The following is a 24919-nucleotide window of genomic DNA, read 5'->3' as shown; positions in this document are numbered from 1 at the left end:
AGTGAAAGTACTCGTTACAGGAGCAGGAGGTCAGCTTGGTAAAGAATTTATTGCTTATTTTACAGAAAAAGGGGATACACTCTATAGTTTTACAAGAAAAGAATTAGATGTTACAGATGCAACATCGGTTTTCTCTACTATAAAAAATCTAAATCCAGATATCGTCATTCATTGTGCTGCGTATACAAAAGTAGATGCTGCTGAAGAAAGTTGGAAAGAAGCATATGCTGTAAATGCATTGGGGACAAGGAACATAGCGGTAGCTTCGGAAGCAATAGGAGCGAAACTTGTTTATTTTAGTACTGATTATGTATTTGATGGAATGCAAGCGCGTGATTATCACGAATTTGATCAAACAAATCCTCTTAATGTATATGGTGCTTCCAAGCTAGCGGGGGAAGAAGCAGTAAAAAACTTTCACAGTCGGTACTTTATTATGAGAACATCATGGCTGTATGGCGGGGAAGGTCCAAATTTTGTGCGGACAATGCAGACGTTGGCTCAGACAAAAAAGGAGATAAGTATTGTGTGTGATCAAATTGGGTGTCCTACTTATACAAAAGATCTAGTATGTAAAACCGGCGAAATGATACAAACGAATCAGTATGGAACCTACCATGTGTCAAATCGGGGGGAATGTTCTTGGTTTAAGTTTGCTACTCGTATTTTTCAGGAAATGGGAGCGGATGTTAAAGTCATCCCTGTGAAAACAGAAGAATATGGAGCGAAAGCAGAAAGACCACGCTATTCGGTTTTACAGCATCTGTGCCTAGAATTGAATGGTTTTGTTCCTATGAGGCAATGGGAGGAAGCGCTGAGAGAATATATAATAGAGATTTCATAATGACAGATGAAAAAGCATTCAAACACGAAACAGGCTGTGGAGAAGACTTTCTCCACAGCCCGGAAATGGTAGCTCTACTAAGGAGCCGTCATTTCGTTAATCCAGCCCGCATGGATCATCGCAAGGTCCGCCGGTAGGTTGAAATACGATATTGTCAACAAAGGCCGATGCTCCTGTTCCGCCTACTACAGCAGCGTTTTGGAAAGTGACACAAGCAGCGGTAGGATCTGTCAATCCTTTATCAGTAGGCACACATATAACAAGAGTGAAATGTTGGAAGCCTGATTGAGGTGCAGGTGAAGCTGGTACAATGTGTGGGATCTGCTCTGAAATAATTTCCGAAATAGTAGGTGGACAATCCTCAACAAGTTCTATGAAAGATACGGAGGCTACGAGTATTGCATTATCCCTTATATCCGCGGCAAAGGAAAGTGTATAGCAACACCCTGGGTGAACATCGATTCGTTGGTTGATAAATGCACCTGGTTCAAGTTGCACGGCTTGGATGCGGAGTGCTGGATTCTCAGCGTGTGGTTGACCACCGGTTGGTGAAAGCAAAATGCCGCTGTGAGCGTCTGACTTATTTACTACAAGGGCACCTGTCAGTGATTGATTCCAACCTGGAACCGGATCTACTTGCCCAGTCGGTGCATTATCAAATCCAGGATTGTTGAGTAAGTTATTACATGGACAACACCCTTGCCCCGTCGGTCCAGTCGGCCCGGTCGGTCCAGTCGGCCCGGTCGGTCCAGTCGGTCCAGTCGGCCCGGTCGGTCCAGTCGGTCCAGTATTACCTGTTCCAGCTTGCCCCGTCGGTCCAGTCGGCCCGGTCGGTCCGGTCGGTCCAGTCGGCCCGGTCGGTCCGGTCGGTCCAGTCGGTCCAGTATTACCTGTTCCAGCTTGCCCCGTCGGTCCAGTCGGCCCCGTCGGTCCGGTCGGTCCAGTATTACCTGTTCCGGCAGGTCCAGTCGGTCCAGTCGGCCCAGCTGGTCCGGTCGGTCCGGGTTGAGGTAAAGGGAATAAACAATTAAGTGGTATGCAATTATGTTGATTAAACCTATCCAAATTAATTCCTCCTAATCTTTTGTATGAAATTTAATAAAAATATAAACATCCATACATTGTATGAATAATAGAAGATAATGGTACTGGGTACTCTCTACGAAATAGGGGCGCTTTAAAAAAAATCATGTCTTAATCCGAAATAGTTCTAAATTACTTTGTTTTCTTGTGAGGTGACTAAATTTGATTGTTTTACAAGAATTACACATGCACTTTAGGAATATTGGAATCTTCGTAGCCTCTTGATTGTTCTAATCATAGCCACAGACAGCGATAAGAGAACAGATAAAGAAAAAAGCATCTCTTTTTTCATACCTACCCGCCAAGTCAATAGTTCAATCTTTACTGGATTAGAATCTCCCTCTTTTGTCGAAAAGGTGTAACGATGTCTTTTGATTTTGTTGGTGAGATGATTAAATTAAAGAATTGAAATGCCAGCACTTGCGTTGCCTGTAAGAAGAGAAGCAACAGAACCAGTACCGCCTAATAAAGAAAAGACCATTAGCAAACGATCTCCTGGATTCACCTGTAAATTTATTCCGGTTGCATTACCATCAGCATTTAAGAAAGCTCCAATTCCTACGATGTCTGGAACCAATGTCACCAAAGGCCCGAATGGATTAAATATGTTGGTATTCTTGTTGACAGCGCGATTGATGTATAATTGTGCTCGAACGGTTGCAGTAGAAGGCACAGTAAACCCTGTCGCGGTGTAGTTAGCAAATATTGAATCAAGAATTCCAACACGAGGTACGGTAAATGCTTCCTTGACTAAGCCCAACAGGTTTATATCATCACCTAATACGTTCAAACCAGAAATAGCAGTTCCAAATCCAATGAAACTCGGAATACCAATTAACCCAGGGCCCATAACAGTCATGTTAGCTGGCGTCAGTCCAGATGAAAATGCAACTATAGCACCACCACCAGTTGGCCCGGTTGGCCCCGTCGGCCCAGCGCCAGTCCCAGCCGGCCCCGTCGGCCCCGTCGGTCCAGTCGGTCCGGGTTGAGGTAAAGGAAATAAACAATTAAGCGGTATGCAGTTATGTTTATTAAACCTATCCAAGTTAGTTCCTCCTCATCTTTTGTATGAAATTTAATAAAAATATAAACATCCATACATTGTATGAGTGATAGAAAATAAGGGTACTGCGTATTCTTGAAAATAGGATGCCTCTTTTTGTCACATTGTAGCTTAAAATATTTCTATAAAAAATGATGTCTATTCCTTATTATTGATAAATTTAAAAGCAAGTTCTTCACTTTTGGGAATATACTTTGAAGAGAAGTGTTGTTGACAGGAGGGAGAACCTTGACTAAAAAACAAACTGAGGAGATAAAAAACCAGCCGCTTCTTTATACGGCGGAACCTAATTTGGAGAAAGGTAAGTTAAGTATACAACAAACGTTTATTATTAAATTGAATCACAGCGTTTCTGAACAAAAGGAGAACGTGCAAAATGTTGTGAAAGAAGACGAAGTAGAACAGTTGATTCAAGAAGAAACTGTTACATCGGATGAAGAGGTAGATCAACAAGTAAGCTCAGATATTGCAGAAAGTATTGAGTTAGCGGAAGTAGCAGAAGTGGAAGAAGTGGAAGAAGTAGAAGAAGTGGAAGAAGTGGAAGAAGTGGAAGAAGTAACAGAAGTAACAAATGTGGCAGAGGGACTAGAAGAAGCTGAAAAATTAACAGAAGTGATAGATGAGGAAGCGGAAGAAAAAAAGGATGGGAAATCTCAAGTTTTTTTTAAGGATTTGACGAGAAAATCGTTTAAAGATATGAACAATGAAGAGAAAATATATTTTTTTATGCATAGACCGCATTACATTCCAAATGTAAAATGCCGTGTCATAGCAGAGAAGGATATATACGTAGGATTTATTACCAATTACGAAGATGGTTATGTATCTATTAATTCACCACAAACATTTGAAACATTTCATGTGAAGTTTGAAGAGATTGTATCGATTCAAATTATGGGGATATAGAAAAGGTGGTAGTAATACCTACCACCTCATAGTTTTTTAGTTTTACAAATTGTTCTAATCAAGCGATTATACGCCTGGAACATTTACATCACGTAAACATTGAATAGCACAGAAACAATTTAAATCAACTGTGATGGATAAATTTGTAGAGATTAATTGTGGTATTGTTTGTTTTAAAAACGCACAAACAATATCCTCAGGTGTTTGGGACGTTTCTCGTGTAAGTGTAGGTGGAACTAATATCCGTAATACGGCACAGCAATCATCTACACTCTCTACGCGGAAAATAGGAGAACGTGCACAGATATCATCATTTGGTGTTGTAGGATCATTTTCTAGGAAGAATACTGAAGAAAAAAGTTCGCCTTCTGTAGTATATAACAAAAAAGGGCGAGTGTTTGCGAATTTAGCACCTTGATTTGCTCCTAAAAATGGAGCGTCACAGCCTGTCGGGCAAGCGGAAGAAGCACAATCTTGTAATTCATCGATAAATTTTACCACGTCACATACGCAGTTTGAGCGGTGATGGTGATGATCATGTCTTTCATCTTTACAACTCATGAATTTCACTCCTTATATTTAGTTTTCATTTACACTATTAGAGTATTGAAATAGGAGCAAATCGGTTACGGTTCATAGGATGTTTTTTTTTCAAGGATAAGCCTTTATTTGTCCTCATTTAAAGGAGAGTAAAATCTTCCGTTTGTTGGATACTGCGATATGCTTTATGTTTCGGTAAATGGAAATAAGGAGATGGGAAGAATGTTCTTCAATAGTTGGTTTTTATTCTTTATTTTTTCGTTAGCTGTGTTTCGGTTTACGCGTCTCATTGTATACGATAAAATTACCAGCTTTATACGCTCTCCTTTTATTGAAGAAGTACAAATTCAAGAACACGATGGAACTATGTCTACATATATGAAAGTGAAGGGGACTGGAATTCAAAAATGGATTGGTGAATTGTTAAGTTGTTATTGGTGTACAGGTGTATGGATTAGTGCATTTTTACTTCTCTTTTATCATTGGATTCCTAAAGTTGCAGAACCTGTATTAGCGTTGTTGGCACTCGCAGGGGCAGCAGCTATTATTGAAACGATAATTGGGAGATTTGTTGAAGAATAGGGATTTTTAACTGATGATTAGTCGGAAAATCGGACTTTAATAACATAAAAATAGGTGAACAGAAAGGAAAGGCTGTTCATATAGTGAATAGATAGAATTGCACAGCAGAGGAGATGTTTGTTATGGAAGATAACCTGCAACCAAATCCATATGATATGCAACAGTGGCAGCAAATGCAACAACAGTTACAGGAAGAACAAGCGCAGCAACAACAGCAAGCGCAGCAATTACAGCAACAAGGCTTCGTAAAGAAAAAGGGTTGTAATTGTGGTAAGAAAAAGAACATTTCTAATCAACAAAATCAAGGTTGAAAAAACACTCATGTTATCGTGAGTGTTTTTGTTTTGTATGAAAATATATGAAAAGGAATTTTTGTAATAAGACAATGAAGCTATATTGCATCGGAGAGTTATATACCTTTAAAGCAGGGCATATAGCGAAGGGTTAATTTTGCGGACATATTGAGATACTATGGTGAAGAATCGGGAAGTTAATGGACAAGAAAAATTATATGTTAAAAGGTTATACTATGCTGTTATATATTCAGCAGTTTGTAACAAATGCATCACGTAAACATTGAATACCACAAAAGCAATGCAAATCAACCGTGACACAAGAAGAGGTTGCACGTAATTTAGCATGCGGGATCGTTAAATAAGTACAGACGGAATTTGGGCTCTTGTCAGGTTCTTTACCTATAATAACGATTAATGCCCGAAGTACAGCGCAGCAATTTTCATCTACACTTTCTACACGGAAAATAGGAGAGTGGCAATTTTTATTTGCAGAAGGAACATATGCTTCAAATGGGTCTCCTGATTTTGTGAATAAAATAAATGGACGTGTGTTTGCTGCTTTTGCTGTATATTGCGGACGGAGGAATGGAGCATTATATTGTGATAAATAAGCAGTGGATGCACATTCTTGTAATTCATATATGAATTTGACGATATTACATACACAACTTTCATCAAAGTATGTATCATGCTCGTCGCTAGAATTACAGGTCATATTGTTCACTTCCCTATCCTCAAGTTTTTACTATTAGAATATGAGTCGAGAAGAGTTGATATTACGGGGGACAAAGGTGAGGTCTAGGAGATTTTTATAAATTGTGTTGGACAATAAGCAGATATTACTTGAGAAAGATATGAAAAAATCCAGCACCACATGTTAAGGTGTTGGATTTTTTGGTAAGTCTTTCCGGGCAATATATAAAAATCTCGATACATCTAATTTTTTTCCTCTAAAAAATTGCGGGGAGGAAATATAAAGTTCTTCTTTTGCACGCGTGATGGCGACGTACATAAGCCGTCTCTCTTCTTCTAACGCTTCAGATGTGTCAGTTACGCGGTCATTTGCATCTTTTAAAGAAGACGAATGAGGCAGTATGCCATCGCTTGCTCCGAGTAAAAAGACACACGGGAATTCCAGTCCTTTTGCATTGTGAATGGACATAAGAGATACGGCATCTTTTTGTTGCATTGTTTTTAATGCTTCCATTTCTTTTTGGCTTTGAATAGCTGCACTAATAAATTCTAAGTAAGCAGGAATATCAGTAAAACGAGTTGCTGATTCCATAAGTTCTTCAAGCATTTCTTCTTGGATGTCTTTATGCATCGTAAAGGAAGAACGGTCATTACTTTGTAAGTACTCTAAGTATTTACCTTTACCTTTAATAATTTCTTTTAGTGCTTTCTTTGGTTCTAATTCTTTAATGAATTTAATGAAGTCAATTCGTTCGTTTATTTTTTTGACTTGGAATGGTTTTAAACTCGGGTTCAGCAATAGAAAATGCAGGAGGGAAGGGAATCTTCCTTCGCCGTATTTCCATTGTTCACGTTCAATAAATGAGATACATTCATCACGGCCGATATACATCGTCGGCAATATGCTTGAGAGCGATTCGATTTGAAACGGTTCATATGCGAGACGTAGCTGATCGAGTACGGGCTTAATTAAAGAATGCTCATAGAACGATTGGCTTGCACCGTGTTTAATAAACGGAACTTTATGAATTGTAAGCTGGTCAAGTAAAGAACGGCTGACAGAATGTGTACGATACAGCAAACAGAAGTCTTTGTATTCTCGTTCGCCACTCGCTACTTTATCTTGAATGAGTTGCAGGATTTGATTTGCTTCATCAAGAGTAGTTGCAGGACGCGCATAAAATGGCTGTATACCTTCTTCATGAACGGAATATAATTCTTTTTTAAAGCGTTCTTGATTGAGTTTAATCACTTCGTTTCCAAGCCCCACGATAAAAGGATTAGAACGATAATTTGTATTTAACGCAATAATGGTTGTATTATCAAATTCTTTTGGAAAGGATAAGATAATTTGATGGCTTGCACCACGCCAGCCATATATCGCTTGATCGTCATCTCCCGCGATAAATAAATTATTTCGCGGCGAAGCTAACAGTTTTACAATCTCATATTGCGCATACGACGTATCTTGAAATTCATCGACTTCAATGTAATGGAATCTATTTTGTAATTGTGTTAATAAAGGTGCGTTATTTTCAAGCATATAGAATGTTTCTAGTAAGATATCGTCAAAGTCTATATATCCATATCTTTGTTTTACATCTTCATAACGTTCATACACTTCACGAAATTCTTGTTCAACGGGTGTTTTTGCTTGGACATCTTTTGGACGATTTAATTTGTTTTTTTCGAGTGAAATCATTGCGAGCATCGTTTCAGCGTCATAATCGTCTTTTAAGCGCAATTCTTTTAAGATTTTTTTTATCATAATTTGTTTATGTTTTTCATTTGCTAAGATCTGCTGGTTGTATCCTTGACTGCGAAGTAATTTTAAAAAGACGGAATGGAATGTACCTGCGACAACATAGCGGCTTGCAGCATGGTTCATACCAGGTAAGTTTGCTACACGGCTTCGAATTTCTTCAGCAGCTTTTTGTGTAAACGTAAGCAGTAAAATGTTGCGTGGATGAACATTTTTTACATTAATTAAATAGCCAACGCGAGTTGTTAAAACAGATGTTTTCCCGCTCCCAGCTCCAGCTAATGTAAGAACGGGACCTTCTGTCGTTCTGACTGCTTCTAATTGTTTTTCATTTAAATGGACGCCTTGCTGTTCCAAAGCACGGAAATAAGCAGCATCCGCATCCTTTTCCATAATTAAATGGGAAGAGGTTTTTGGAATATGATATGTTGCTTGCGGAACGTCAGCGTGTGTTAATGATTTTTGTGAAAACTTTTCTTGAGTCATATATTCACCTTCAAAACTATAGCATCAACTTTTAACTTTAGCGGAAGAAAAAGAAAATAGCAATGTAAAAAACAGGAGGGGGTTACCTCCTGTTTAGAAAATCATAATTCTTTTATCATAACAACATGTGGTATATCAGCTTCTATAAATACATCAGAAACGGTTTGATATCCGAGTTTCTTATAAAAGGATTCAGCCTGTGTTTGGGCATGGAGTTTCAATTTTGGTAGCGACTCTTCCTTCGCATATGCTTCGAGCGCGTCCATAATGATTTTTCCGATTCCTTTTTTGCGATGAGAAGAGAGGACGCATATCCGTTCTATTTTCCCGATGCGATCAACGATGCGAAAGCGACCTGCCCCAACTGGAATATCCTCATCATATATAACGATGTGTTTAGAAGTTTCTTCAAATTCATCGTATTCTTCTTCGGCAGACACATGTTGTTCTTCAACAAAGACTTGTTTACGTACAGAGAATGCATCTCTTAGCTGTTCGTCTGTTTGTACGATTTGTGCTTGCAAATTAGTTGTTCCCCTTTCCAATATGGAATGTTTCATATACTGTCCATGTTTCATTTTCTAATTGATATAGAAGGTGGAAACGGTCGATTGGTTGCTCGTAATAAAAGTCTTTCATACGTAAGCGGCCTAGTACATCAGCATGCTCTGCATCTGATAAGTGTTGTCCAATTGTTAAGTGTGGTACAAAAGCGTACTCGCGTTCTTGCGTGAAGAATCCTTTATGCATTTCTTCGTTTAAGAATGTGAGTTCAGGTGTTTTATCTACTTTAAAATAAATAACATTATTAACAGGTGCAAATGAGCTTACCTTTCCAACATGAAGGGTAAACGGATTTGTTTTGTTTGCAATTGCATGTAGTTCTTGTACAATCGTTTCTAATTGTTCATCTGGTGCCTCAAAGGGTGTTTTTAATGTGATATGTGGTGGAACCAATGCATAATGCGGATCGTAACGCTTACGCAATCCGTTTGCTTTATCTTGAATCATTTTTGATGGAAAAATCACAATGCCTAGTTTCATCTTTATATTCCTCCCTTTGTAAGTCTAGTTAGATTTCGAGAAAATAAATCTCTTTTTCTATTATATCAAATAATTCTGAACACTGCTTCCTATTATTTCATTGATAGAATATAAGAAAATGCTTTTGGTAAATCATTTTGCCAATATTTCCACGTATGATTGCCTTCAAATTCTTCGTAATGTGTGATGAAGTTTCTTTCTGTAAGTAATGCATGCAGCTCGCGATTTGGCTCTACAAAATCAGAAACTTGTCCATCCGTTCTTTTTACAGCGGTTTCTTCCGTCCCAATTACATGATAAATTTCCAATGCGTGTGGTTCTGTAAAATCTTTTGCGAGGCTAAGCACTGTTTCATCAACAAATGGTGATTGCATAACAACTTTCCCAAATGTATGCGGATACATAAGTGCTGTCATAAAGGACACTGTACCGCCTAGAGAATCCCCGATTAATACACGACCTTTGCCCATTTGGTATGTTGGATAATTTTCATCGATATACGGAACGAGTTCGTGGGCGAGGAAACGAATATATGCGCTGTTTTTTACATCGTTTGGAAAGTATTTTTCTTTACGATCGTGAACATTTTTATATGGAATACCGACAATAATTGTTCGGTCAATTTCTTCATTTTCACGAAGACGTTCAATTACGCGGTGCGCTTTACCAAGCTGAAAATAATCTCTCCCGTCCTGTGCAATTACAACGGTGTGTTTGTGCAGCGGCGTGTAATTAGCTGGTAAATAGACGAGAAGTGTAATCTCTTCTTGAAGTGATGTACTGTAAAATGAAAGTTCTTCTATTCTCCCTGTTGCTTGATTCATATATGATCCCCCTAAATAAAAATATGCTGTAGTTGCCCTGTGAGGGTAGCGCAGGTAGTGAAGATGTAAGGATGCATCTACTACTGTGCTTCTCATTTTCTATTTTACCATAATGGTAAGAAGAATCTAAAAAATTAGTATTTATATGATGGAAGAAAGATTGAGGTAAAAGCTTTTTTTTAGACGGAAGAGAGGGTCTGGCGCTGGTTAGAAGCGATTCAGCCCACATCCCAAGTGAAAACAAAACGAGGCAGTAAGTGTGGGTTCCCTTTTGTTTTTCGCAACGAAGATTTATATGTTGAAAGATTAAATTGGGTTTATATATAATGAAGTGGGGATTTTTAAAGAGAGAGGGGTAAAGCAACTTTGAAACAAGAAAAATCAATTGCACTACCATTAGCAGTTTCCATTATAGCTATTTCATTTGCAGCTGTTTTCGTTAAGATGTCCTCAGCACCATTTTCAATTTTAAGCATGTATCGGTTATGGATTATTGTAATCTTTATGCTTCCGATTGTTTGGAAAAAACGCGAAGAATTTCGCAGAATTCAAACGCGAGATTGGTGTTTTTTAATAGGATCAGGATTCTTTTTAGCACTGCATTTCCTTTTATGGTTTGCATCTTTAAAGTTTACAACTGTTGCTAGTTCGACTATCATTTTAGCGCTTCAGCCAATCGTATCATTAGTTGGAGGTTTTTTTCTGTTTAAAGAAAGAACGACGTATTCAGCCATTGCCACAATGGGGATTGCTATCCTTGGTGTAATGTGCATTGGATGGGGAGATTTAGGGTTAAGCAGAGAAGCGATATTCGGGGATATTTTATCCTTTTTAAGTGTAATTGCAGTTGTTGGTTATTTATTCATTGGGCAAACAACGGTAAAAAAAGTTTCGCACTGGATTTATAGCTTTACCGTGTTTGCATTTGCGGGAATATTTATCGCTATTTATAACGTAATCATGAGTGTGCCGTTTACAGGATATTCTACGTGGGACTGGTGGATTTTCAGTTTGCTTGCGATTGTACCAACCGCTTCACATATGATTAATAACTGGCTATTAAATTATGTGAATGCCACAACGATTTCAATGAGTATTTTAGGAGAGCCTGTTGGAGCATCGGTACTTGCGTTTTTCTTGCTTGGTGAGAAGTTAAATATGATGCAAATTATCGGAAGTATTCTCGTATTGTTCGGTGTATTTATTTTCTTGTTGCAGCAGCAAAAGCGCGTGCAGAAAGAACCAGTACACAGCGCAGCAGTTACGCAAGAGCTGTAGTGTATTTATAGATAGTTAGTAAGCTGCTAGGAGAATTCCTAGCAGCTCAGGCACTGTCTTTTGACAGACTTGAAATACTTCATGGTCCTCAATTTGAAACAGCCATTGTTTTCCCTCGAGATAAGCAACAATTTGTTTCTTTGCTAAAAAGCATTCATCCGCAAATTGAAGTAGAAAATCATATAATGAACGATTGATAAGAGTGGTCTCAAGGGCCACTCTTATTTTTATTCACTCAAGATACAGGGGAAAACGAGGAAGAGAGGCGGGGGATGAAGACTTCCCACTGATTAAAGTTTCACTTTATATTTTGATATTAAAACTTAATATTTACTGGCTATATGGGATGTGAAGTTGATACTTATATTAATTGCATGAAAAGTCGAATAACCAAAACGAAATTTTCATAAATAGTAAAAGGAATCATATTTGTCTTTTATGTAAAATTTATGTAATTTGTTCTCAGAAGGGAGAGCGGAAAGAAAATGGAATTAATTAGATGGGCTGTTGAACTAGGAGCTTCAGTACATGGTAATACACCCAATGAACTATTACCTGCATTAGAATATTATTATGATCGAGATCATTTGAAAGCCTTTTTGCTTGCAGGTATTCTTCTTGAAATGGAGTTGTCACCGAGTCAAAGAGAGGCTGTTGAGCTGAAAAAATGTATATCAGCGTACTATGCGGGATTGTATAAGGTTGGGAAAAAATATGCCGATAAACTTCTGGCTGAGCATCCTGAAGTAGTTCTTTACCAAAATAATGTGGAAGCATTTGAAGCGTATTTCAACAGTTATTATGACTATTGTCTTTACATATGGCCATATACGTATGGGAGTTTTATAGATGTTGCTAGAGCTTTAAAGTGGAAGTTAGAACAGCAGGGGAAAACGGCAATTATATCAGAAACATTATTAACAAACGCGAATAATACAATAGTTTTTGGTGCACATTCATATGTCCATACTCCTGTTAAGATTCCAGAAGATGTGATTATTTATAATTTAGAGCAGCTATATGATGGGTGTCCGTATGATAATATTATTTATCGTAATATATTAAAAAACAGGATAGTGTGGGATTACAGTCCTCAAAATATTGCTTGGTTGAAAAAGAAAGAATTAGGAAAAGAAGTGAAACGTGTCAAAATGAAGTATGCTCCTACTTTAAAAATTAAAACAGATACTTTTATAAAGCCTATCTCTGAAGATATTGATGTATTGTTTATCGGTGCTATGAATGGACGCCGTCAAGCAGTTTTTGATCAGTTAAAAAAGCTTGCACCAGATTTAAATATTATTTTTAAAAGCAATGTATGGGGAATTCTCAGAAATGAACTTATAGTAAGATCCAAAATTATTTTAAACATACACTACTACTTAACTGGTATTCTTGAAACACCGAGAGTTTCTCACGCTGTCGCGAATCATAAATTTATTATTTCTGAATCTAGTAGCCCTGAAGATGAAGTAGAGTGGCCGGGAATTGTTTTTGTTTCTCATGAGAATATCGCTGAGACCGTTCTTGATTATCTCCACAAGCCAGAGGAACGCAAGATGTTAGCAGAAAAGGCACATGATTATTTTAAATCACAAGACTAAATAAAATTGAACGCCCCCACTTTAATAAAGTGGGGGCGAGTTCAATTCGGATTTGTCATATAAGGCTGAACATGAACAACACATAAATCTCGAAATTTCCCTTCAGCAGTTGTTACAATCATGACTGCTCGTCCAGGGTTTCTTCCAGTTATGATTGCTTTGTCATCATCTGCATGGACTGTTATGACGTCAGGATTCATATTTGTCCATATAAGCCCTTGATTTGTTGCTTGAACTGGGAGAACAGAAGCAGATAATTCAGCGCTTTGTCCTACTTTTATTTTTAATTTATTTTTTTGTATATGCACACCAATTACAGATACAACAGAAGGAGCGAGTGAAATTTGAGGTTTTGACTGTATGTTTGGACAAGAAGAATTTGTAATAAGTGATAGTTTTTTTGAATTTTGGTGTTGTAGTGATGCCATTATTCTAAAGTCTCCTTTCTGTATAAGTGTTGATACTCATACTATAACGAAGTAGTGTTATGGTAGATTTAACGAAATATAAAGAAATTGTTAATTTCAAGGAGAGAATTGTCGAACAATGAATAAAAAAAGGAACCTCCGCTTTTATGATGAAAGCGGAGGTTCCTTTTTTAAAAAATATTATGCAGTTTTCTCAAATTCCTCGAACTGCTTTTCAACTTCTTTTGAAGGTTTTGTTAGTAAACTAACGATAACAATTGCTAGTAAGCTTGCTGTGAAACCTGGAATCATTTCATATAGGAAATCTTTTAAAAACTTAAATTGTGTCCACGTGATAACAGTTGCAGCACCAGCGATCATTCCAGCTAACGCGCCCCATTTTGTCATACGTTTCCAGTATAAGCTTAGTAAAACGACAGGACCAAATGAAGAACCAAATCCAGCCCAAGCATAGCCAACAAGCGCTAGGATTGTGTCGTTTTGTTTAAATGCTAATCCACAACCAATAAGTGCGATAACAAGAACGGCCATACGACCAACAAATACAAGCTCACGATCAGATGCAGAACGTTTAAAGAATGTTCGATATATATCTTCCGTTACTGCACTTGATGTAACAAGAAGCTGAGAAGAGATTGTACTCATAATAGCCGCTAAAATAGCTGCTAATAAAAATCCAGTAATTAGTGGATGGAATAAAATGTTACCTAGTTCAACGAAAATTGTTTCTGGGTCAGAGAGCTTTAATCCCGCTTTTGAATAGTAAGCGATACCGATAAGACCAGTAAACATAGCTCCTACTACAGAGAAAATCATCCAGCTCATACCGATTCGGCGTGCGCTTTTGATTTCTTTGACAGAAGAGATGGCCATAAAGCGAACGATAATATGAGGTTGTCCAGCATAACCAAGACCCCAGGCGAATAATGAAATAATACCTAATACGGATGTTCCTTTAAAAATATCTAATAGCGCTGGGTCAATAGATTTAATTGTATCAAATGCTGGTCCAAGGCCGTTTACATTCATAATTGTTACGACCGGAACAAGGATAAGAGCAACCACCATGATGATTCCTTGAACGAAGTCTGTCCAACTTACAGCTAAGAAGCCACCAAATAATGTGTAAGCTACAACAACGCTTCCAACAATAAGTAGTCCAACATGATAATTTAAGCCAAATGAATTTTCGAATAGTACAGCACCTGAGACGAATCCTGAAGCTACATAAAATGTGAAAAAGATCATAATAACAAGTCCAGAAACAAGACGTAGCATATGAGATGCATCATGGAAACGATGCTCTAAAAATTCTGGAATAGTAATAGAATTGTTTGCAATTTCTGAGTAGGTACGTAAGCGAGGAGCGACATAGATCCAGTTTGCGTATGCGCCAAGTGTTAGGCCAATCGCAATCCAGCTACTACTTAATCCAACGCTAAACATTGCACCGGGTAATCCCATTAACAGCCAGCCGCTCATATCAGCTGCTCCCGCACTTAATGCTGTTACTGCGGGGCCTAGTGTACGCCCGCCAAGCATATAATCTGTTAAGTTGGATGTTTGTTTATAGGCAAAATAGCCAATGACTAGCATCCCGAGCATGTAGATAGAGATAGAAATTAAAATTAACATCTGCGTACTCATGTAGTTCCCCTTCCTTTTGTAATGTCTTTTGATGAACTTTGCATAATTATAATCTATCATGATTATTTCAGAAAATCCATATACAAATACGAATTTTCTGAAATGTAAGCGTTTTTTGACATTGGTTCATTTTTCGAATATATAATTTTCTGACAAAAAACCTTAATTTTAATAGGGTATTTATTATATTTACATAGAAATAGGTTGTTTTGTCAATATAATATTGAGCTGAGAAATAAATAAAAATTTTTAAAAAGTATTGACTTATGAAAAAGGAACGGCATATAATGATTTCAACTTAAAAAATGCAAGCGTTGATGAAGAAGAGTACGTATTATGAACATGTCAGAGAGCTGATGGTTGGTGCGAATCAGTATGGAATTAATATGGAATGGCCTTCGGAGCTTCCAAACCGAACCGAAAGAAGTAGGCTTTGGCGACATGATCTCATCGATACAAGAGACACGTATTAACTTTTGATACGGCAAAGTGCGTTACATTTGTAACGAATTAAGGTGGCACCACGGGAGTACCCGTCCTTTCTATAGGATGAGTACTCCCTTTTTGTGTATAAAAATAAATGAACTGAATAAACTAAATCGTTTAAGTAAGAAGAGTACGTATATTGGAGACGTTCCAGAGAGCCGGGGATAGGTGGGAGCCCGGTGCGGTGCCATATGCGGAATGGGCTTACGAGAGGTATGCTGAACAGATTCTAAATAAGTAGGCAACCCGGGTTCCGCCGTTACAAGGATAAGGTATATATTTGTACCTGAATAAAGAGGGATGCTTCTGCATCCAATAAGAGGTGGTACCACGGTAAATTTATCGTCCTCTGCATATTCCGATATGCAGAGGACTTTTTTTATTTTCAATAGTGAGGTGACAGACATGATAACGAAAGAACAATTTAATATGCAAAAGAGACAAGGAAAATCATTTTTGGTAATTGATGAAGAAGAAGGAGATAGTGTAACGCCAATTGCTTTATATCGCCAGATGAAAGGTGAGAAAAAATTTTTACTCGAAAGCTCGCAGCTTCATCAAGATAAGGGACGTTATTCTTATTTAGGATGTGATCCATACGGAGAAATCAAAAGTAGTGGCGCGGCGGTAGAGATTACGATAAATGGTAGAACGAAGCAGATAGAAGAAAATGTATTACAAGCATTGGAAAAAGCCCTTGCGCCATCAGAGGTAGAAAGCCCATTTCCATTTTGCGGAGGAGCAGTTGGATATATTGGTTATGATGTTATTCGGCAATATGAAGACATTGGGGAAGAACTGTTTGATCCGGTCGATATTCCGGAAGTTCATGTATTACTGTACCGAGAGTTTATTGTATACGACCATTTACGCCAGAAACTATCGTTTGTATATGTATGCAGGGGAGAAGATACGGACTCTTTTGAAGAAGTTCACGAGAGATTGCAGGCATATAAACAAGATGTCTTACATGGAGAAGAACAAGTGAAAGAAATACAGCCTTCTCTATCCTTTACTTCTTCTATAACAGAAGAAAAGTTTTGCGAAATGGTGGAGAAGGCAAAAGAATACATTCGAGCTGGTGATATTTTTCAAGTTGTATTATCTCAGAGATTGCAAAGTGAATTTATAGGCGATTCATTTGCATTATATCGAAAACTTCGGATTGCAAATCCATCACCGTATATGTTTTATATTGATTTCCAAGATTATGTTGTACTTGGTTCCTCACCAGAAAGTTTACTTTCTGTACGAAATGAAAAAGTGATGACAAATCCAATCGCAGGAACAAGGCCACGCGGAAAAACAAAGCAGGAAGATGAAGAGATAGCAAAAGAGCTCTTAGCAAATGAGAAAGAGCGTGCAGAACATATGATGCTTGTAGATTTAGGAAGAAATGATATCGGGCGGGTGAGCGAAGTCGGTTCTGTTGGGCTAGATAAGTATATGAAAGTAGAAAAGTACTCACATGTCATGCATATTGTATCTGAAGTTTCCGGAACATTGCGAAAACAAATGGATTGTTTTGATGCACTAGCCTACTGTTTGCCGGCTGGCACTGTATCCGGGGCACCGAAAATTAGGGCGATGGAAATTATAAACGGATTAGAAACGGAAAAAAGAAATGTATACGCCGGAGCAGTAGGATATATGGCTTTTTCTGGAAACCTTGATATGGCGCTTGCGATTCGCACAATGGTTGTAAAAGACCAGACAGCATATGTGCAGGCGGGAGCAGGTATTGTCTATGATTCAGATCCAATTGCTGAATATGAAGAGACATTAAATAAAGCAAAGGCGCTTTTGGAGGTAATGAAATGATTGTACTCATCGATAACTATGATTCATTCACTTATAACTTGTATCAATTGTTAGGGGCATATGAGGAAGAGATTGTTGTACTGCGAAATGATAAAGTGACGATTCAAGAACTCGAAGAAATGAAGCCAAAAGCAATTATTCTTTCACCAGGACCAGGAAAACCAGAGGATGCAGGGATTTGCACCCAGGTGATTCAACATTTTTATAAACAAATTCCGATCCTTGGCATTTGCCTTGGACACCAAGCGATTGTTTCAGCATTTGGCGGGGAAATTGTAAGAGCAGAGCATATAAAACATGGGAAAACATCACGTGTAAAGCATAATGGCACATCGATATTTTCATATGTCACGCAACCGTTAACTGCGATGCGCTACCATTCACTCGTAGCGGCGAAGCATACGATTCCAAAATGTTTTGATGTATTAGCAACAGCGATGGATGATGGGGAAATTATGGCAGTTCGCCATAACTATTATCCACTCTTCGGATTGCAGTTTCATCCAGAGTCAATTGCGACTGAAGAGGGCGGAAAATTAATCCGTGCATTTTTATCCAGTGTGAAAGAGGAGGAGCGAGAATGAATAGTTATCTTCGGAAATTAGTAGATGGACAGAACTTAACGGAACAGGAAATGTATGAAGCAGGCCTTGTGCTCTTAAGTGAAGATATATTAGAAAGTGAAATTGCAGCTTTTTTAGCATTGTTAAAGGCAAAGGGTGAAACTTCTGATGAAATATATGGCCTCGTTCGTGCTCTTCGGGAAAAGGCATTACCATTTGCAAGTCATATAAAAGGAGCAATGGATAATTGCGGGACGGGCGGAGACGGTGCACAAACATTCAACATTAGTACAACATCTGCTTTCGTACTTGCCGGGGCTGGTGTGAAGGTGGCGAAACATGGGAATCGCGCGGTTTCTAGTAAAACAGGGAGTGCGGATTTATTAGAAGAACTTGGTGTCAATATTGCATGTACGCCAAGAGAAATTGACTACTTATTAGAAAAGGTTGGTATCGCATTTCTATTTGCACCAGCTATGCATCCAGCACTTAAACGCATTATGAAAATAAGAAAAGAGCTAAATGTACCGACCATTTTTAATCTAATTGGTCCTCTTACAAATCCGATTGATTTAGAAACGCAGTTTGTTGGCATATACAAACGAGATATGCTAATGCCTGTAGCAGAGGTATTGCAAAAGCTTGGTAGAAAACAAGCGCTTGTTGTAAATGGGAGCGGATTTTTAGATGAAGCATCTCTGCAAGGGGAAAATCATGTAGTGATTTTAAAGGATAACAAAATTATAGAAGAGAGTATTATTCCAGAAGAATATGGATTTTCTCGTGTGAGCAATGAAGAAATCCGAGGTGGAAATGCAAAAGAAAATGCGAATATTACACTGCAAGTACTAGAGGGGAAAAAGAGTGTATACCGTGATACGGTTCTACTCAATGCAGGTCTTGCACTTTTTGCAAATGGAAAAGCAGGGACAATTGAAGAAGGCATTCATATTGCAGCTCAAAGTATTGATTCTGGAAAAGCGTTATCAAAATTGAATCTATTAATTAGTGCAAGTAATAAAAGATTAGAGAGGGTGAATTAAATGGAAACCATTTTAGAAAAGATTGTTCAGCAGAAGAAAAAAGAGGTAGAAGCGTTGTATAAAACATATACGCCGGTGAAGAAACAACGGAAGTCACACTCTCTTATAGAAGCACTGCAGAAATTTACAGTGATTGCTGAAGTGAAGCGAGCTTCTCCATCTAAAGGTGATATTCATTTACATGTAGATGTACCAAAGCAAGTAAAAATGTATGAAGAGTGTGGCGCCGGAGCAGTTTCTGTTTTAACGGATGAACAGTTTTTTAAAGGATCTTTTCAAGATTTAGAAACAGCACGAGCAAATAGTAATATTCCGCTTCTATGTAAAGATTTTATTATCGATACAATTCAAATTGATCGGGCATATGAAGCTGGAGCGGATCTCATTTTACTTATCGTTGCTGCACTATCAGAAGAAAAACTACGAGAGTTATATGCATACGTGCAAAAAGTAGGATTAGAGGCAATTGTAGAAGTTCACAATGAGACAGAATTAGAGGTAGCACTAGCATTAAATCCTCATGTGATTGGAATAAACAATCGGAATTTGAAAACATTTGAAGTGGATTTGAGTACGACAGAAAATCTAGGGAAACGATTGAATGAAGAAAATATGCTTTGGATTAGTGAGAGTGGTATTCATACGGAAGAAGATATCGTACGTGTGAAGCGGGCAGGTGCAAAAGGAATTCTTGTTGGGGAAGCGCTGATGACTGCACCTTCTGTAGGAGACTTCTTTCAATCACTGAAGGTGACAACGTGAAAGTAAAGATTTGCGGCATTACCGATGTAGAAACAGCAAAGAAAGCGTGTGAATACGGCGCAGATGCTATTGGATTTGTATTTGCGAAAAGCAAAAGGGAAATTACACCTGAAAGAGCAAAACAGATTATTGATGAGCTTCCAGCTGATGTAATGAAAGTTGGTGTTTTTGTAAATGAATCGGTAGAAGTCATTCAGAAAATTGTAAATGATTGTGGTTTAACACATGTACAACTGCATGGGGATGAAGGAAATCATCATATCAGAAGATTGAATATTCCGTCTATAAAAGCGATTGGTGTACATTCGAGCGAAGATATAGAGCAATCACCAGACTATGAAGCTGATTTTCTCTTATTTGATAGCCCGAAAGAAAAGTTTCATGGTGGAAATGGCAAAATATTTTCATGGAAGTTGCTAGATGATATGCCAAATGAAATTCGTAAAAAGTGTATTTTAGCTGGTGGATTACACATTGAAAACATTAAAGAAGCGATTGAAACTGTTAAGCCGTATATGGTAGATGTCAGCAGCGGAGTAGAAACGGATGGCAAGAAAGATAGCGAGAAAATAAAACAATTTATTAGAAAAGCGAAGGAGTGTTAAACATGCAATATGCATATCCAGATGAAAAAGGTCACTACGGTATATACGGAGGACGTTACGTTCCAGAAACACTTATGCAATCTGTTTTAGAATTAGAAGAAGCGTATAAAGAAGCGATGCAAGATGAAGCATTTCAACAAGAATTAGAGCATTATTTACAAACGTATGTTGGAAGAGAAACACCACTTTATTTTGCTGAGAATCTGACAAAGTATTGCAGCGGGGCAAAGATTTATTTAAAGCGTGAAGATTTAAATCATACAGGAGCTCATAAAATTAACAATACAATTGGGCAAGCGCTTCTTGCAGTGAGAATGGGTAAGAAAAAGGTTGTAGCTGAAACAGGAGCTGGACAGCACGGGGTTGCAACGGCGACGGTATGCGCCTTACTCGGTTTAGAGTGCGTCATTTTTATGGGAGAAGAGGATGTAAAACGTCAAAAGTTAAACGTCTTCAGAATGGAACTATTAGGAGCGAAAGTGGAAAGTGTCGCAGCAGGTAGTGGAACATTAAAAGATGCAGTAAACGAGGCGCTTCGTTACTGGGTTGCACATGTGCACGATACGCACTATATTATGGGATCTGTTCTTGGACCGCATCCATTCCCGCAAATTGTACGTGATTTTCAAAGTGTAATCGGGAAAGAAACGAAGAGACAATATGAAGCGCTAGAAGGGAAATTACCAGAAGCAGTTGTTGCTTGCATCGGCGGTGGAAGTAATGCAATGGGAATGTTTTATCCGTTTGTACATGATAAAGAAGTTGCTCTTTACGGCGTAGAAGCAGCAGGTAAAGGGATTCATACAGAGAAGCACGCAGCAACATTAACAAAAGGAAGCGTTGGCGTCCTTCATGGTTCGATGATGTATCTCCTTCAAAATGAAGAAGGACAAATTCAAGAGGCGCACTCCATTTCAGCAGGGCTCGATTATCCTGGAGTTGGGCCAGAACATAGTCTGCTAAAAGATATTGGCCGTGTCTCTTACAACTCAATTACAGATGACGAAGCGCTAGCTGCATTCCAGTTACTAACGAAAAAAGAAGGAATTATCCCGGCATTAGAAAGTTCACACGCAGTGGCGTATGCATTAAAACTTGCGCCTACAATGAAGCAAGATGAAGGACTTGTCATTTGTTTATCGGGCCGCGGTGATAAAGATGTTGAAAGTATAAAACGTTATATGGAAGAGGTGTAAACGATGGGAGTAGAAAGAATTACAGCAGCGTTTCAAAATGGAAAAAAAGCATTTATTCCTTATGTAATGGGAGGAGATGGAGGTCTAGAGAAGTTAAAGGAGCAAATTCGTTTTCTAGATGAAGCAGGGGCGAGCATCGTTGAAATTGGGATCCCATTTTCTGATCCAGTTGCAGATGGACCAACAATTCAAAGGGCAGGAAAACGAGCATTAGATAGTGGAACAACGCTCGGAGGAATCTTTCAGGCACTAGCGGAAGTCAGACAAGAAGTAAATATTCCATTCGTACTTATGACATACTTGAATCCTATTTTAGCATTTGGTAAAGAACGTTTTATCGGAAGTTGTCTAGAAGCTGGTGTAGATGGAATTATTGTTCCAGACTTGCCATATGAAGAACAAGATATTATCGCACCGCACCTTCGTGATGCGCATATCGCACTTATTCCGCTTGTAACAGTAACGAGTCCAATCGAACGAATTGAAAAGATTACGAGGGAGTCACAAGGGTTTGTTTATGCGGTAACGGTAGCGGGGGTCACTGGGGTTAGACGTGACTTTAAGCAAGAAATTCATAGCTACTTAGAAAAAGTAAAAGCACATGTACATCTTCCAGTAGTTGCTGGATTTGGAATCTCAACGACTGAGCAAATTGAGGAAATGATTACGTTATGTGATGGAGTGGTTGTGGGAAGTAAGGTGATTGAGCTTTTAGAAACAGAAAAAGAAGGGGAAATTTGTGAACTGATTGCTGCAGTGAAATAAGAAGAAGAGGCTACCTGTTAAGGGGCCTCTATATTATATGAGCAAGTTTCAAGCCATTAAGACCTTGCACATTAGTGGGGGATTCTTCATCTCCCACTAATTATTAGTTGAGCGAATTGGCTTTTACGGTCAGTTGATTCCCCAACTGACATGAAAATATCAAGAATGATTGACGTAAACCAAAGGTGTTGTTAAAATTATTACTGGAATTAATGTGAAGTATTTCACAAATTGTAGTTTTAAATGTGAAAACATTCACAAAAGTTGAGTTTGTTTCTTAAAAATATTTTTAAAAGGAGTTATACGTCATGAAAAGAATCGTAACACTAAGTACTCGTAAACTGACAGATACAGTAAAACATGGTGGTTGTGGTGCATGTCAAACATCTTGCCAATCAGCTTGCAAGACATCTTGCGGAGTTGCAAATCAAAAATGTGAAAACATAATGAACAGATAGAAAATGAGAAACGTACCGCCCAACTGCTTCCCAGATGGGCGGCCATTTTTATCCCGCATGAACAAGAAGTAAAAGCCCCATTAACGGAAGTTTTACTTTATAGATAAAAGGAGTTTGATTATTAAATATGATTCATCAATATAAATTAAACGGATACAACATCGTACTCGATACCTACAGTGGATCAGTACATGTTGTTGACGACCTCGCTTATGAAATCATCACGCTTTATGAGACTACTGCTGCAGAAGAAATCATAACAATGATGCTAGAAAAATACGTACATGATTCCGATATCTCTGAGAAGGACATTCGAGAAACCATTGCAGATATCGAAGAGCTAAAAAATGATGGGGAACTCTTTACTGAGGATGAATATAAGAGTCTCTCAATTGATTTAAGAAACCGCCAAACTTATGTAAAGGCCCTCTGCCTCAATGTTGCACATACATGTAACTTATCATGCGAATACTGCTTCGCCAGCCAAGGAAAATACAATGGAAGCAGAGCGATTATGAGTTATGAGGTTGGCAAAAGAGCTATCGATTACCTATTGGAAAACTCCGGTCATCACCGAAACCTCGACATCGATTTCTTCGGGGGAGAGCCGCTCATGGCCTGGAAAGTTGTAAAACAGATTGTCGCTTACGCAAGAAGTAAAGAAAAAGAGTACAAAAAAACGTTTCGCTTCACCTTTACTACAAATGGCATGTTACTAAACGATGAAATCACTGATTTTTTGAATAAAGAAATGTACAATGTCGTATTGAGTCTTGATGGAAGAAAAGAAGTCCACGATCACCTTCGTAAAACGGTAACTGGAAAGGGGAGCTATGATTATATCGTTCCGAAGTTCCAAGAATTCGTCAAAAGCCGTGGAGATAAAGAATACTATGTGCGTGGAACCTATACTCATAACAACGTTGACTTCACCAATGACATTTTTCATATCGCAGATCTTGGTTTTGACAAGCTCTCGATGGAACCGGTCATCTGTAATCCACGGGAACCATATGCACTCACCGAAAAGGACCTTCCAGATATTTATAACCAGTACGAAATTCTCGCCAAGGAAATGCTAAAGCGTGAGGAGGAAGGTAATGGATTCACTTTCTACCATTACATGCTTGACCTCTCAGAAGGCCCTTGCATCCAAAAGAGAATTTCTGGCTGCGGCTCAGGAACCGAATATTTCGCTGTCACACCATGGGGCGAGATTTTTCCTTGCCACCAGTTCATCGGGGATAAAGAATACAGTATGGGAAACATCTGGGATGGGATTACAAAACAAGAGATGCAATGTCAATTTAAAGAGAGCAACTGCTATTCGAAGCCAGAATGTCAGGACTGCTGGGCAAAACTTTACTGCAGTGGCGGTTGCCCTGCTAACGCGCTGCACGCAACCGGCTCCATCAATGGAATCTACGATTTCAGCTGTGACATCTTCCGTAAGAGAGTAGAATGTTCCATGATGGTTAAAGTAGCCGAATCCATGGGAACTATGAAAAAAAGCAAACAAGCCGTGGCACAGGCATAAAGATATTATAAGGCTGAGAGATAAGTCAAAATTTGATTTATGCTCAGCCTCTTTGAAAATCTTCTTTTTCGTTTAGACAAAAAAAACCACTGATTAAAGTTTCACTTTATAAAATGGAATTCATTATGTAAATTACACCATTTCATATACAAGTATTTTGAATTTATTCAGTTAATAAAATAAAGGATTTTCACCAAAACGTTCCCAAAGTTTTGGAAAACGTTTTGCTAATCCTTCTTCATCGTCTTCTTCCCAATCGAACTCAATTTCAGGCATAGATGAATCATGTCCATTTTCATCTAATAAGGAATCAAATGTATCCCAAATATCGTCGTCCCATTCTGTATCTCCCGTTTCTTTTAAGAGCAGTTTGGAAATGGATTTCATAATCTGCAATTTCGCCCGTGGGCTGAGAAGTTAAGTGTTCCACCAGCCATTCGCTCGTTTCCTCTTTTTGATTCATTTCTGAAATCAGCTGCCAAAATTGTTCTTTGTTCATCGTTATCGCTCCTTTTAAAACGTAATTTTCTTGTAGTGTATCATTTTTTCGATCATTCACTTGATAAAGAATAGTGAAAAACTGTTATAAAACGAATTGAATAT

At 38.3% G+C, this 24919-nt stretch carries 28 protein-coding genes and 2 other annotated features; of the genes, 16 read left to right on the top strand and 12 right to left on the bottom strand.

The window, feature by feature from the left end; translation table 11 throughout:
- Position 1 precedes the first annotated feature (1 nt).
- On the top strand, positions 2-844 hold the full coding sequence (gene rfbD, locus C568_RS0107360; protein WP_018781134.1) for a dTDP-4-dehydrorhamnose reductase: 843 nt from the start codon (positions 2-4) through the stop codon (positions 842-844).
- 96 nt (positions 845-940) lie between these two features.
- Here the strand turns inward: rfbD and C568_RS0107355 are convergent, their stop codons facing one another.
- Together C568_RS0107355 and C568_RS30510 are read right to left on the bottom strand one after the other, a co-directional pair.
- Positions 941-1909, bottom strand: a complete 969-nt coding sequence (locus tag C568_RS0107355) for a hypothetical protein (RefSeq protein WP_018781133.1) — start codon at positions 1907-1909, stop codon at positions 941-943.
- A gap of 415 nt (positions 1910-2324) precedes the next feature.
- Positions 2325-2972 (bottom strand): exosporium glycoprotein BclB-related protein, encoded by a 648-nt coding sequence (locus tag C568_RS30510; protein WP_018781132.1) that lies wholly within the window; start codon positions 2970-2972, stop codon positions 2325-2327.
- Positions 2973-3218: 246 nt separating this feature from the next.
- Here C568_RS30510 and C568_RS0107345 point away from each other — a divergent pair, with 246 nt between their 5' ends.
- The gene (locus C568_RS0107345) at positions 3219-3896 is read left to right on the top strand and encodes a CotO family spore coat protein (RefSeq protein ID WP_018781131.1); all 678 of its coding nucleotides are present in this window, start codon (positions 3219-3221) and stop codon (positions 3894-3896) included.
- Positions 3897-3962: 66 nt separating this feature from the next.
- Here C568_RS0107345 and C568_RS0107340 read toward each other — a convergent pair whose 3' ends face one another.
- Positions 3963-4457, bottom strand: a complete 495-nt coding sequence (locus C568_RS0107340) for a CotY/CotZ family spore coat protein (RefSeq protein ID WP_003195957.1) — start codon at positions 4455-4457, stop codon at positions 3963-3965.
- Between the two features lie 201 nt (positions 4458-4658).
- Here C568_RS0107340 and C568_RS0107335 point away from each other — a divergent pair, with 201 nt between their 5' ends.
- A complete protein-coding gene (locus C568_RS0107335) occupies positions 4659-5018 on the top strand; it encodes a DUF1360 domain-containing protein (RefSeq protein ID WP_018781130.1) in 360 nt (119 codons plus the stop codon).
- A gap of 113 nt (positions 5019-5131) precedes the next feature.
- A complete protein-coding gene (locus C568_RS0107330; protein WP_003195959.1) occupies positions 5132-5329 on the top strand; it encodes a hypothetical protein in 198 nt (65 codons plus the stop codon).
- A 232-nt stretch (positions 5330-5561) separates the two neighbouring features.
- On the opposite strand, the gene C568_RS0107325 is transcribed toward C568_RS0107330, so the two are convergent.
- The 5 genes from C568_RS0107325 to C568_RS0107305 all read right to left on the bottom strand — a co-directional run bounded on the left by C568_RS0107325 (position 5562) and on the right by C568_RS0107305 (position 10123).
- Positions 5562-6029 (bottom strand): CotY/CotZ family spore coat protein, encoded by a 468-nt coding sequence (locus tag C568_RS0107325; protein WP_006093972.1) that lies wholly within the window; start codon positions 6027-6029, stop codon positions 5562-5564.
- Between the two features lie 162 nt (positions 6030-6191).
- Positions 6192-8255 (bottom strand): ATP-dependent helicase, encoded by a 2064-nt coding sequence (locus C568_RS0107320; protein ID WP_018781129.1) that lies wholly within the window; start codon positions 8253-8255, stop codon positions 6192-6194.
- Between the two features lie 101 nt (positions 8256-8356).
- On the bottom strand, positions 8357-8779 hold the full coding sequence (locus tag C568_RS0107315; RefSeq protein ID WP_018781128.1) for a GNAT family N-acetyltransferase: 423 nt from the start codon (positions 8777-8779) through the stop codon (positions 8357-8359).
- Between the two features lies 1 nt (position 8780).
- Positions 8781-9299, bottom strand: coding sequence for a YjcG family protein (locus C568_RS0107310; RefSeq protein ID WP_018781127.1), 519 nt, complete (start codon positions 9297-9299; stop codon positions 8781-8783).
- Between the two features lie 92 nt (positions 9300-9391).
- Entirely contained in the window at positions 9392-10123 is a 732-nt protein-coding gene (locus tag C568_RS0107305; protein WP_006093975.1) for an alpha/beta hydrolase, read from the bottom strand.
- Between the two features lie 366 nt (positions 10124-10489).
- On the opposite strand from C568_RS0107305, the gene C568_RS0107300 reads away from it, so the two are divergent.
- The 3 genes from C568_RS0107300 to C568_RS0107290 all read left to right on the top strand — a co-directional run bounded on the left by C568_RS0107300 (position 10490) and on the right by C568_RS0107290 (position 13005).
- A complete protein-coding gene (locus C568_RS0107300; RefSeq protein ID WP_018781126.1) occupies positions 10490-11401 on the top strand; it encodes a DMT family transporter in 912 nt (303 codons plus the stop codon).
- Positions 11402-11412: 11 nt separating this feature from the next.
- The gene (locus C568_RS32700) at positions 11413-11598 is read left to right on the top strand and encodes a PH domain-containing protein (RefSeq protein ID WP_331271559.1); all 186 of its coding nucleotides are present in this window, start codon (positions 11413-11415) and stop codon (positions 11596-11598) included.
- A 288-nt stretch (positions 11599-11886) separates the two neighbouring features.
- Positions 11887-13005, top strand: coding sequence for a glycosyltransferase (locus C568_RS0107290; protein ID WP_018781124.1), 1119 nt, complete (start codon positions 11887-11889; stop codon positions 13003-13005).
- Between the two features lie 41 nt (positions 13006-13046).
- Here C568_RS0107290 and C568_RS0107285 read toward each other — a convergent pair whose 3' ends face one another.
- The gene (locus tag C568_RS0107285) at positions 13047-13436 is read right to left on the bottom strand and encodes an Ig-like domain-containing protein (RefSeq protein ID WP_029427011.1); all 390 of its coding nucleotides are present in this window, start codon (positions 13434-13436) and stop codon (positions 13047-13049) included.
- A gap of 177 nt (positions 13437-13613) precedes the next feature.
- A complete protein-coding gene (gene putP / locus C568_RS0107280; RefSeq protein WP_018781122.1) occupies positions 13614-15080 on the bottom strand; it encodes a sodium/proline symporter PutP in 1467 nt (488 codons plus the stop codon).
- Between the two features lie 305 nt (positions 15081-15385).
- Positions 15386-15624 (top strand) — a binding site (T-box leader).
- Positions 15625-15673: 49 nt separating this feature from the next.
- Positions 15674-15919 (top strand) — a binding site (T-box leader).
- Positions 15920-15971: 52 nt separating this feature from the next.
- Here putP and trpE point away from each other — a divergent pair.
- The 9 genes from trpE to scfB all read left to right on the top strand — a co-directional run bounded on the left by trpE (position 15972) and on the right by scfB (position 24316).
- Complete coding sequence (trpE, locus tag C568_RS0107270) at positions 15972-17387, top strand: anthranilate synthase component I (RefSeq protein ID WP_018781120.1); 1416 nt, start codon at positions 15972-15974, stop codon at positions 17385-17387.
- Complete coding sequence (locus C568_RS0107265; protein ID WP_018781119.1) at positions 17384-17971, top strand: aminodeoxychorismate/anthranilate synthase component II; 588 nt, start codon at positions 17384-17386, stop codon at positions 17969-17971. Before trpE ends, C568_RS0107265 begins: the two co-directional genes overlap by 4 nt.
- Positions 17968-18993 carry an anthranilate phosphoribosyltransferase gene (gene trpD / locus C568_RS0107260; RefSeq protein ID WP_018781118.1) on the top strand — a complete coding sequence of 342 codons (1026 nt, stop codon included), beginning with the start codon at positions 17968-17970 and terminating at the stop codon, positions 18991-18993. Before C568_RS0107265 ends, trpD begins: the two co-directional genes overlap by 4 nt.
- Positions 18994-19755, top strand: coding sequence for an indole-3-glycerol phosphate synthase TrpC (gene trpC, locus C568_RS0107255; protein ID WP_018781117.1), 762 nt, complete (start codon positions 18994-18996; stop codon positions 19753-19755).
- Positions 19752-20360, top strand: coding sequence for a phosphoribosylanthranilate isomerase (locus C568_RS0107250; protein ID WP_018781116.1), 609 nt, complete (start codon positions 19752-19754; stop codon positions 20358-20360). Before trpC ends, C568_RS0107250 begins: the two co-directional genes overlap by 4 nt.
- Before the next feature lie 2 nt (positions 20361-20362).
- Positions 20363-21556 (top strand): tryptophan synthase subunit beta, encoded by a 1194-nt coding sequence (gene trpB, locus C568_RS0107245; protein ID WP_018781115.1) that lies wholly within the window; start codon positions 20363-20365, stop codon positions 21554-21556.
- A gap of 3 nt (positions 21557-21559) precedes the next feature.
- The gene (trpA, locus tag C568_RS0107240; RefSeq protein WP_018781114.1) at positions 21560-22321 is read left to right on the top strand and encodes a tryptophan synthase subunit alpha; all 762 of its coding nucleotides are present in this window, start codon (positions 21560-21562) and stop codon (positions 22319-22321) included.
- A 308-nt stretch (positions 22322-22629) separates the two neighbouring features.
- Positions 22630-22779 (top strand): six-cysteine ranthipeptide SCIFF, encoded by a 150-nt coding sequence (scfA, locus tag C568_RS30505; protein WP_016113838.1) that lies wholly within the window; start codon positions 22630-22632, stop codon positions 22777-22779.
- A 127-nt stretch (positions 22780-22906) separates the two neighbouring features.
- Positions 22907-24316 carry a thioether cross-link-forming SCIFF peptide maturase gene (scfB, locus tag C568_RS0107230; RefSeq protein ID WP_018781113.1) on the top strand — a complete coding sequence of 470 codons (1410 nt, stop codon included), beginning with the start codon at positions 22907-22909 and terminating at the stop codon, positions 24314-24316.
- A 171-nt stretch (positions 24317-24487) separates the two neighbouring features.
- On the opposite strand, the gene C568_RS35230 is transcribed toward scfB, so the two are convergent.
- A complete protein-coding gene (locus C568_RS35230; RefSeq protein ID WP_029427008.1) occupies positions 24488-24703 on the bottom strand; it encodes a hypothetical protein in 216 nt (71 codons plus the stop codon).
- Positions 24627-24815: a DUF4240 domain-containing protein gene (locus C568_RS35225; protein WP_331271558.1), complete on the bottom strand. Its 189-nt coding sequence runs from the start codon at positions 24813-24815 to the stop codon at positions 24627-24629. The genes C568_RS35230 and C568_RS35225 overlap by 77 nt, the downstream gene beginning before the upstream one ends.
- Positions 24816-24919: the final 104 nt, after the last annotated feature.

It is taken from the genome of Bacillus sp. 95MFCvi2.1 (genome assembly GCF_000374965.1).
In the GTDB taxonomy this organism is placed as follows: Bacteria; Bacillota; Bacilli; order Bacillales; family Bacillaceae_G; genus Bacillus_A; species Bacillus_A pseudomycoides.
This window is presented reverse-complemented; position numbering and strand designations above follow the sequence as displayed.